Annotated in this window: 7 protein-coding genes; 2 read left to right on the top strand and 5 right to left on the bottom strand. The window is 40.8% G+C overall.

The window, feature by feature from the left end; translation table 11 throughout:
* Window positions 1-474: 474 nt before the first annotated feature.
* The gene (locus EV194_RS10250; protein ID WP_132433939.1) at window positions 475-1026 is read left to right on the top strand and encodes a hypothetical protein; all 552 of its coding nucleotides are present in this window, start codon (window positions 475-477) and stop codon (window positions 1024-1026) included.
* On the opposite strand, the gene cbiB is transcribed toward EV194_RS10250, so the two are convergent.
* Genes cbiB through EV194_RS10225 form a run of 5 tightly spaced genes read right to left on the bottom strand, consistent with a single transcriptional unit; the run spans window position 992 to window position 9292 of the window.
* Window positions 992-1960 (bottom strand): adenosylcobinamide-phosphate synthase CbiB, encoded by a 969-nt coding sequence (gene cbiB / locus EV194_RS10245; protein ID WP_132433938.1) that lies wholly within the window; start codon window positions 1958-1960, stop codon window positions 992-994. The two genes, EV194_RS10250 and cbiB, sit on opposite strands and share 35 nt — an antisense overlap.
* Window positions 1939-2967: an aminotransferase class I/II-fold pyridoxal phosphate-dependent enzyme gene (locus tag EV194_RS10240; RefSeq protein WP_132433937.1), complete on the bottom strand. Its 1029-nt coding sequence runs from the start codon at window positions 2965-2967 to the stop codon at window positions 1939-1941. The genes cbiB and EV194_RS10240 overlap by 22 nt, the downstream gene beginning before the upstream one ends.
* Window positions 2967-3767, bottom strand: a complete 801-nt coding sequence (locus EV194_RS10235; protein ID WP_132433936.1) for a PhzF family phenazine biosynthesis protein — start codon at window positions 3765-3767, stop codon at window positions 2967-2969. Before EV194_RS10235 ends, EV194_RS10240 begins: the two co-directional genes overlap by 1 nt.
* Window positions 3768-3769: 2 nt before the next feature.
* Complete coding sequence (locus EV194_RS10230) at window positions 3770-5236, bottom strand: cobyric acid synthase (RefSeq protein ID WP_243699385.1); 1467 nt, start codon at window positions 5234-5236, stop codon at window positions 3770-3772.
* Between the two features lie 60 nt (window positions 5237-5296).
* Window positions 5297-9292, bottom strand: coding sequence for a PAS domain-containing protein (locus tag EV194_RS10225; RefSeq protein WP_132433934.1), 3996 nt, complete (start codon window positions 9290-9292; stop codon window positions 5297-5299).
* A 345-nt stretch (window positions 9293-9637) separates the two neighbouring features.
* Here EV194_RS10225 and EV194_RS10220 point away from each other — a divergent pair, with 345 nt between their 5' ends.
* Entirely contained in the window at window positions 9638-10165 is a 528-nt protein-coding gene (locus tag EV194_RS10220; protein WP_132433933.1) for a DUF6597 domain-containing transcriptional factor, read from the top strand.
* Window positions 10166-10185 lie beyond the last annotated feature (20 nt).

The following is a 10185-nucleotide window of genomic DNA, read 5'->3' as shown; positions in this document are numbered from 1 at the left end:
TATATATATAAATTTTATATAATTAATAATTTATTGACTCACCTCCCACCCCAAACACACACCCTCTTGGTGTCGGTGGGGGGGGGGGTGGGCGCCCCCCCCCCCCCCCCCCCCCCCCCACCACTCCACTCACACCGCAACAGCCTGTCATTTCGAGCGAAGCGAGAAATCTTTTACATGATTATGATTAAAAAAAACGTAGCCGGACAGTAGTAATTTCAATAGATCGTTAGACTTTTAGAATTATAGACACTAGATAAAAGCAACTTCTTGGTTTTAAGGGATTTACACACTCAAACAATAAATCTCTATCTGCCTGATAACTAGTTCAATGAAAAAGATTAACGAACTATTATGTTTAATTCGAATACAACTAAGCTTATCTATTGTGTCCCCACATTTTTTACCGGAAGGAGGTGAAAACAACACAATAAATTGTATTATTTTTATCACGAAAAATAATACCAAAACCCTATGCAATTTAAAATATTCAACGCCAAAGGAGCAACGCTCCAAAACATCAGACGAACCAACCTCTTCATTTTTGCCATATTTCCTTGCTTCTGGATTTTTATAATGATTGGAAGTTGGCTTTACTATAGAGAAATAAGCCCCTGGGTGGGTACTCTAACCTCAACTCTGTGGTTGATGCTTTTCGCAGCGCGCAGCATATACCACCGCCGCATTTACAAAAAAATGCCAACAATTGGTACACTTACAGTAGCATCCAATGGTCTAAAAAAAACCATCGGCCATTTGGAGAGTCAAATCATGTATGACGAAATTGAGGAGTTGTTGTTGGAACCACATACCACAAGTTCGTTCTTTCACGGAGATAACGATGGAGCACAAACCTATCTCACAACCGTCATTCTAAAAAATGGCAGCAAAGAACAGGTGCTTATTTCAGCCAATTCAGAATCCAACCCCCAGGCAGGTTTTATGCAACTGATAAAAAACCTTCAAAAAAGAGGGCAGGCAGGATTCAAACTTACTGTGAAAAAATCATTGTGGAACAGCATATAATCAATGCAGTTAAAACAACCATCGCGATGGTTGTTTTGTGATTCACCCAACAAGCCTTCTTAATATCCGAAGAAGTTACCTCCCGGTTATTGCTTCCAATGAATGGTTTCTCTACCACTTTACCATGGTAAACATTTGCCCCGCCAAAACGGCAGTTGAGAATTCCGGCAAGGGCAGACTCCGGCCATCCGGCATTGGGACTGGAGTGATTGTTTCTATATTTTCTGATGAAATGAAATGCGGTTTTACTGCTCGAAACCACAGCCATGATGATGGCTGTGAGGCGTGCGGGTAAAAAATTGGCCACATCGTCCAAACGGGCAGCAAATTTCCCAAAAATGAAATAGCGTTCACTTTTATACCCAATCATCGAATCCAGCGTATTTATCATTTTATAAGCAAACATTAGCGGGATGCCTCCAATGGCATAATAAAAAAGAGGAGCCACAACCCCATCGCTGAGGTTTTCAGAAAGCGTCTCAAGTGTAGCTGTTCTTATTTCCCGGGGAGAGAGATTTGTGGTATCCCGCCCTACGATGTATGAAAGTTGCGCTCTTCCGGCTTCTAAACCATGTATGCTCAATTGGGACTCTACCTTACGGGCTTCGTCAATGAGATTGCGATTTGCCAAACCCCAAAACAGAAAAACCGAAGCAACCGGATACCAAAGAAATGTGTTTTTTTCAATGGCATTGAAAAGAAGATGAAGGCTGAGCCATGTGCCACCAACAAGGAACAAAACCAACATCATTCCCTTTAAAAACCGGTACCGGTTTTTATTTAACATGCCTTCACCATAAGCAATTAAACGACCAAACAGCTTCACCGGATGCGGCATACGATAAGGGTCGCCAAAGGCCAAATCGAGCAAATATCCCACCAAAAGAGGAATCAAATATGGGGAAGCGCTGATTAGGATGTTTTCTGAATCCATGATTTAATGGCGTTAACAAGTTGATTGTTTAACTCCGGAGACAGTGCCGCTACCCGGAAATGTGAAGGCGCTAATCCTCTGAAATTGGATGCGTCGCGAATGAGAAAACCATGCTCCTCTATGAGATGCTTTTTCAACTCTCCGGCAGTTCCCCTTTGTTCTTCTGCAAGAAAATAGTTGCAATTGGAGGGCTTAACCGAAATTCTCTCTATTTTCGCCATCTGTTGCTGAAAACGTGCGGACTCATTGAGCAAAGCATCCACATCCGGTGTAAAGTATTCGTAACGGCTCATGATGAATATTCCGGCTTCGATGGCCAAAGCATTTACGCTCCATGGCATTTTAATATTTCTAAGAGCATTGCAAAAATCCTCTCCTGCTACAATATATCCGAGCCTCAATCCCGGCAAAGCAAAAAGTTTTGTCAGTGAACGAACAACAACTAAGTTGTTCGGAATGTCCCCCAACGACAATGGCGACACATATCCTTTGCAGAGCGCGTGGTATGCTTCGTCAAGAAACAGAAAAACATCAGGATTGGTACGGCAGAAATTCAGAATCACATCAACATCAGTCACCACGCCATCCGGGTTATTGGGATTTCCAAGCCAAATGCAATCATACCGTTCGGTTAATTCTCCGGGAAATGTGTCGGAGGGTTGATAGTTGATTTTGTGTCCGTGGCAAGTGGCTGCATCCTCATATTCTGCAAAGGAGGGAGAAAAAATCAGGGATTTCCCGTTTTTAAACAACTGTGCCAAGAGATAAAAAGCCTCGGTAGAACCATTGGTTACCAGAATGTTTTCCACACCAACACCTTCTCTTTTGGCAATGGCCTCACACAAAGAGGAGGCATCAGGCTCAGGGTAGTCCCTCACCAACTGGACGCTCTGTTTTATATGCTCAACAACCGCGTGATGCGTTCCGCCATAAGCGATGTTCGAACTAAAATCGGCCTTTATAACCTTCCGGTACTGGTATATGTCGTTTCCGTGTCCGTGCAGCATCAGAATTTCAGTTCGGCTTTAAATACAGTTACGGCCTCTCCCATGATTTCCACCCTTGAGTTTTTCAAGGCAACTTTTAAAACTCCCGAACGCCGGCTTACCTGATGAGAAATCATTTCGCTTTTCCCAAGCTTTTGAGACCACAAAGGCGTTAATGCACAATGTGCCGACCCGGTTACCGGGTCTTCATTGATTCCCGATTTCGGAGCGAAGCATCGAACCACAAAGTCGGCCTCAGAATCATCGCTTTCAGCGGTAATCATCAATTCCCCTAAGCCATGTTTTACAAGTGCCTCAAAATTTGGAGCAGCCGTTCGTATTGATTCCGCATCATTTGCAACTGCAATGAGCCACTCTTCCTCGCTGCGATACATCTCCAAAGGCTCGAATCCTAGTAGTTCAGGAAACACGTTGGGAGTTTCAATTTTACTAAGTCTGTATTCAGGAAAATCCATCACTATCCATCCGTTCGACATGGTGACTGATACGTTTCCTCTTTTGGTTCTGAATACAATCGGCCGGGATTTTTCCACCATTCCAAGTTCGTAAATGATATGTGCTGCCGATAAGGTAGCATGGCCGCAAAGGGGAACTTCAACAGTTGGAGTGAAATACCGGATTTCAAAATCATTTTCGCATGGAATTACAAATGCCGTTTCCGACAGATTCATCTCCATGGCAATGTTTTGCATCCTGTGGGATGCAAAACTTTCATCCACCAACATAACACCTGCCGGATTTCCTTTAAAAACTTCGCCGGTAAAAGCGTCCACCTGGTAAATTACGCTGTTATCAACCATTTCTACTCTTTTAAAAATGAATAAATTGCCTCCATATCAACGACATCCCGCACCAAGTTGGCAAGTTTATTGAAACCTTCCTCTTTTAAATCTTTCAAACTAAAATTGATGAGAATATCAGGTTTTACTTGTCTTAAAATTTGCTGAATGACCGATGCATTGTCAAAAATGCCGTGAATATAGGTTCCCCAGGTTTTTTCGTTCAGAAAACAGCCGTCCGTTTCGCCGTTTTCCAAACGGCAAAGCGGACTTCCATCCACATTGGTAACACCCATGTGAATTTCGTACCCTGAGCCTGTTACGGATGAGTCGTTGATGAACTGAAAACGGCATTGCTCGGTTTTTTTCTCCTCTTTAAAAACGGTTTCCACCGGAAGGATTCCCAAACCTTTGGTTTTGGGAATGTTCCCCTCCACCCCATCGGGGTCGTGAATGAATTTTCCCATCATCTGAAATCCACCACATATCCCGTAAATGGGCATGCCGTTTTGATGCAATCGCATCAAAACGCCCTCCAACCCTCTCTGTCGCAACATATCCATATCGGCAATGGTGTTTTTCGACCCGGGTATTATGATGATATCGGCCTCAGCAAGAGTTTCTTCGTTTTCGGCATAATAAAGATTTACCTCCGAAACATGACGAAGAGCGTCGAAATCGGTAAAATTGGCCATGTGCTTCAGGCGGACAACTGCAATGTTGATTTTCCCTGGCTGAGGTTGGTTTTTCAAATGATCCAATACCACGGAATCCTCCTGCTCTATAAATATATCGCGAAACCAAGGTACAACGCCCAACACCGGTACGCCGCTGATTTCTTCCAACATTTTTCGGCCTTCGTGGAAAAGACGCTCGTCTCCTCTGAATTTGTTGATGAGAACCCCTTTAATGAGCTTTCGGTGACTTGGAGGCAACAACTGAATGGAGCCATAAACAGAGGCAAACACTCCACCGCGGTCAATATCGGCAACCAAAATGGTGGCCGCATCAGCGGCTTCTGCCACTCGCATATTGGTAATGTCCTTGTCCCACAAATTCATTTCAGAAATGGAGCCGGCACCTTCAATTACAATGGGATTATACTTTTGTGCAAGACGGTTGTACGACTTCATCACTTCGGAGAATAGAGCATTACGGTTGGTATCCAGAAAATACTCTGAGGCAGTTTTATTGCCTGCCGGCTTGCCGTTCAATACCACCTGACTCACCATATCTCCTGATGGTTTTAACAACACAGGATTCATCTCCACAGAGCATGGAATGCCACAAGCTTCTGCCTGAACAGCCTGCGCCCGGCCAATTTCGAGGCCTTCTGCTGTCACAAAACTGTTGAGAGCCATGTTCTGAGCCTTAAAAGGCGCCGGAGAGTGGCCATCCTGCATAAAAATGCGGCAAAATGCCGCATTTAAAACCGATTTTCCTACGTCGGAACCGGTTCCGACAAACATGATGGGACGAAGTTTCTTCAAAATATGGATTCAGATATTAATTTCTATATCTGACAAAGATATTGAAATTATCAGGAGTGGTTAAGATTTATCCTTCGTTCTGTATTTGCTTATTAGAGATTTAACCATATCGGGATCCAAGGGTTTAGCAATACATTCATCAAAAACATCTTTGTTCTCCTCTTTATCAATGGAAAGAGCATACGCCGACTGGACTACGATGGGGATTTCCGGATTTAGCTTCTTAATTTCTCGGGCTGCCTGATATCCGTCCATTTCAGGCATTCTTACATCCATAAAAACCAAGTCAATTTTATGTTGTTTGAAAAGAGTCAATGCCTGAATGCCATTTTGGGCATGAAAAACTGTGCAATTCAGCTCTCTAAGAAGCTCCTTTAAAAACAACGAGCTTAATTCATCGTCTTCTGCCACAAGCACAGGAAACTTTTCTTCAGAAAGAGTTTCCCGGTAAGGTTCTAGATTATTTAAACCGCTCTTATTGTAAGGAACGTATGGGATTGTCAGATAAAAAGAACTTCCTTCTCCGGGTTTGGATTCTAGTCGTATATTTCCGTTCATCAATTCTGCAAAACCTTTACATATGGATAATCCCAAGCCCGTTCCACCATACTCATGATGGATGTCGTCATTTGCCTGCCGGAATCGTTCAAAAATCAATCGTTGAGATTCTTCAGCGATTCCAATACCGCTATCTTTTACATAAAACTCCAGTTCATTGCTCTCTTTCCGGTAAACATAACCGAATTTGACAAAACCACTGTTGGTAAACTTGAAAGCATTACCTAAAAGATTACTTAGAATTTGTGTGACTTTTGTCCGATCCAGAACCACCAAACTTTCATCATATAAAAACCAATTGTCGACTGCAAACTCAAGATCCTTAGCTCCTACCTGTTGCTTAAAAACGGCATACAACTCTTCTGTAATCTCATTGATGTTGACTGTCTCATTATTCAATACCTCCTGGTTTGTTTCAATGGATGAGATGGTTAAAATATCGTTAACAATGGAGAGCAATTGTTTACTGCTATTCTTAATGATTGATGCATAACGCACTCTTTTGTCATTATCGGGATTAGTCGTTACCAACATATCTGCAAATCCGGATATGGCATTTAATGGCGTTCGGATTTCATGACTCATATTGTGCAGGAAAGCTGTTTTTAAATGATCACTCTCTTCTGCTTTCTCCTTGGCTGTTAATAATTCCTGTTCAGCCATTCGTTTTTGGGTTATATCATGTCCGATCCCCACCAACCCGGCAACTTTCCCATCCTTATCATAAAGAGGAATCTTACTGGTTGACAACCAAACGGTTTCTCCTGACTTTCTGACAAAACCCTCTTCTTTATCTATTATACATTGGCCTGTTTTTAGTACTAAAAGATCATCCTCAAAATACTCTTTTGCATATTCGCCAAGAATATCGACATCGGTTTTTCCGATTACGTCTTTCTCTTGTTCAAAACCCAGATTCCTAAAATCTGCTATATTTGAGATTACCTTTCTTGCTTGCAGGTCTTTTACATAAATAAGAGCAGGCAGGTTATCTATTAATGTCCGCAACAACAGTCGCTGATGCTGCAACTCATCATCCGACTTTTTTCTCTCGCTGATATCCAATTTAAATTCAGCCACAAGCCAATCTCCTTTGCTGTTCTTAAAAGGGATGGTATGAACCTCATAGACCTTTTTATCATCATTAGAGATTTGTTCCGAAACATAAACCTCCTTTGTATCAAAAGCCTTTTTAACATTACAATTTTCACAAGGCTCATCTAAATTCATGAAGTATTTAAAACACTTTTCCCCTTTCGGATCACCGTGATTTTTTTTCCAACCCTCGTCAACATAGATTAGATTATAGTCTTTATCAACTATACTTATACCAGTTCCTGTAATATCCAGAATGTACTGAAGCCTTTCTCTCTCTTCTTTTAAAGCTTCACGTTGAACATAAGCCTCTGTAACATCTCGAAAAACAAGAACAGCACCTGTTACCCGATCTGAATCATCCTTTATGGGAGCACAACTATCGGCAATATGATATTTTACTCCGCTTTTTGATATCAGGACAATATGGTTGGCCAATTCAACGGGCTCGCCCTTTTCCAAAACGAATCTTACAGGATTATCTGCCTTATTCCCTGATTTGGCATCAATGATATGAAATATTTCTTCCAATTCTTTGCCATTGGCTTCTTCAGTAGTCCATCCGGTAAGAGTTTCCGCTATTTTATTCAGAGAGTTAACATATCCGGATTTGTTACAAGTAATTACGCCATCGCCAATAGATCTTAGGGTGGCAGCAAGATGTTTCTGACTTGCCCGTAAGGCCATCGTCCTCTTTTCAACCAGCCACTCAAGTTCCTGATGCCGACGTTTTACCAAAGTTATGATTACAGCAATCAAAACTGAAATCAGAATACCAAAAAATGCAAATAGAGGTGCGCCCCTTAAGGGATTAATGGAAAAGAAGTGTTGCGTTGGGGATGCTTTGACAAGGATGTTTTTGCCATAGGCAAAAACAACACGGGACATCATCATTTGATTTATATCTTCATTGCCCCAAATAATTGAGCTATTGCCGGAAGAAAAATGGTCTTTATTATTAACAATTCTGTATGTGGCCGAAATAAAATCATCATTCAGAGTGTTGTCAAGTAAATCTCCCAACTCCAACAATGCCATTACAAGTCCGTGAGGAGTAGAATCATCTGATACTGAAAAAACAGGACGCATTACCAGCATGTTATTCTTACCCCCGTCAACAAATACTTTTCCTGACAAATAGTATGCTGAAACCAACCCTGACTCAAGTGCTTCAGAAATGGCTTTCAAGGCAAGGGAATCGGTTCCACCATCCAACCCTAAAATCCATTCTCCCCTGAATTTGGGAGCGATGCGTGTAACAGGGAAATAGACATCTCTATCCGATACAGGAATGGGATTACCACTAGCACTTTCCTCCCAAATATGAAGTTCTTTTCCGTTCATTTCCAGCTCCTGAGATTGAAACCTATCAATCTCAGAACCAGACACTACTTCCACCCACAACCAGGCGGTTACAAAGCGGTTATCGATTAAATAGCCTGTATATTGCAAAAACTCTTCAGTCGTAACATATTCACTTCCCAGGTAAAACCTTGCAATTCCTTCCATCTCAATTTTCCATAAATCATGTATGGCATCTTCAAAAATGGATATACGACTGTCAGCCATCTGCTGAAAAGTCTGATAAAGATTTCTTTTAGAGTAATCGTGGACAATCCATGACAAAAACAAAGAAATGATGACACCAGAGATTACAACAATAAAGGATTCTGGATAAACCCAACGGTTTTTTTTATTTAGAATGTTCTTTGCAATTCTCTTGCGCCAGACAAAACCAATTACAATGACAACAACCAATGGAATGGCTACAAAACTTACAGGAAGAATGGATTTTAAAGCTATGTAACGCCTCCAATTTCGGGCATCAATATCCACACCCAACACCATATCAAAACCATCAGAATTACTTACCTCCAATGGAATCAACGCAGTAATCCAATTCCCCCATCTGTCGGTAACAGGTTTGGTAACTATTGACTCCCAATCAGCAAAAACTCTTCTATATTCGTCAGGGATCTCTTTATAAACCTGTCCCGGTGGGGAGTAATCCGTTGATGTTGGAGATTCACTATCAATCAGTATTAACACATCTGAATTGCGAAGAGCATCACTGTTTTGCTGAACGCCTTCGCGCTTCTTTCCGAGAACATATATAAAACGTATGTTTGGATCAACGCTCCTTAAAGATTTTAATTGACTTTTTAATCGTTGGTATGGGTGCAGAAGAGTATCTGACTCTGAGCCGGATAAAGATTCCAGATAACTGGACGTAATGGATGAGGAAAACCTTTCGGCTTCATACAGAAACCGTGAACGCATCTCGTTTTCAATACTATCAGCCAGTTTTAAAGTCGTCAAAACAATAATTAACAATATGATGATGATTAAAATCATCATCCAGACTTTTTCTACGTAGGATATGGTGTTTGACAATTTACGCATAGTGCATTTTAATAACAACGCATACTTGATGATAGCTCACTATTATTTTATGTAAATGATTTATAGACACATAAAAGCCCACTCTTGTCTAATATCTAATACTCTGAAATTCAAGCGATTTGTTGTTCGATTGAATATTTACAATAAATATAGTGATAAGATTTATACAGGTCGACATAATTATGTAATATAATAAATATCATTGATCATTTTAACAAACCTGTTTATCAAAAAAATCACACACATATAAAAAAGAGATGTAAAATTACACCGTAAACCAAACACTATTTTTCAACACCAAACACAGAATATATCGTTAACTCAAAACATCCTAGCTAAACCAAAATGCAAAAGAATATTTACCAACCAAAAAACCAACAACTCAAACCATACATTTCAGACTATTGGGAGATAAACTTCTGTGGTGTCAGCACATCTCTAAAACTCCCTCCCCTTGGGATGCCTGTTATGTTGTTTCAATATGGAGAGGAGTCTGATTTCTATAATTTAGAAAAAATACAAACATCATCAATCATTGTTGGACAGTTTTCCAAACACATGGTTGTAAACCCAACTCCCAAGACCCGAATTCTTGGAGTAAACTTCAAGCCTTATGGCCTCTACAATCTCTTTGGCAAATCCCCAAAACCGCTCTTTAACACTGGATTTCCATCAGATACCTTGTTCCCAAAAGAGGAAATAGGGAAAATTGAAGAAAAGCTCAATGATGGGGTTCTAATTGACAAGGTGATTGAAGAAATAGAGACCATGTTCCTAGCACATAAAAAAGAAGTAACAAAACATAGCCTGCTCGATGACATTACAGATAAAATCATAGAAAGAAAAGGAATTATTGAACAATCACCCAGTTGAAATCAATTTAACTGAAAGTT

It is taken from the genome of Natronoflexus pectinivorans, from assembly GCF_004345615.1.
Classification (GTDB): Bacteria; Bacteroidota; Bacteroidia; order Bacteroidales; family Marinilabiliaceae; genus Natronoflexus; species Natronoflexus pectinivorans.
The sequence above is the reverse complement of the archived record's forward strand: the minus strand, read 5'-3'. Positions and strand labels throughout refer to the sequence as shown.

What these genes read in the sequence shown, in the direction of transcription:
- EV194_RS10250 (WP_132433939.1), top strand. Translation starts at nt 475, where the DNA reads ATGCAATTTAAAATATTCAACGCCAAAGGAGCAACGCTCCAAAACATC.
- cbiB (WP_132433938.1), bottom strand. Translation starts at nt 1,960, where the DNA reads ATGGATTCAGAAAACATCCTAATCAGCGCTTCCCCATATTTGATTCCT.
- EV194_RS10240 (WP_132433937.1), bottom strand. Translation starts at nt 2,967, where the DNA reads ATGCTGCACGGACACGGAAACGACATATACCAGTACCGGAAGGTTATA.
- EV194_RS10235 (WP_132433936.1), bottom strand. Translation starts at nt 3,767, where the DNA reads ATGGTTGATAACAGCGTAATTTACCAGGTGGACGCTTTTACCGGCGAA.
- EV194_RS10225 (WP_132433934.1), bottom strand. Translation starts at nt 9,292, where the DNA reads ATGCGTAAATTGTCAAACACCATATCCTACGTAGAAAAAGTCTGGATG.
- EV194_RS10220 (WP_132433933.1), top strand. Translation starts at nt 9,638, where the DNA reads ATGCAAAAGAATATTTACCAACCAAAAAACCAACAACTCAAACCATAC.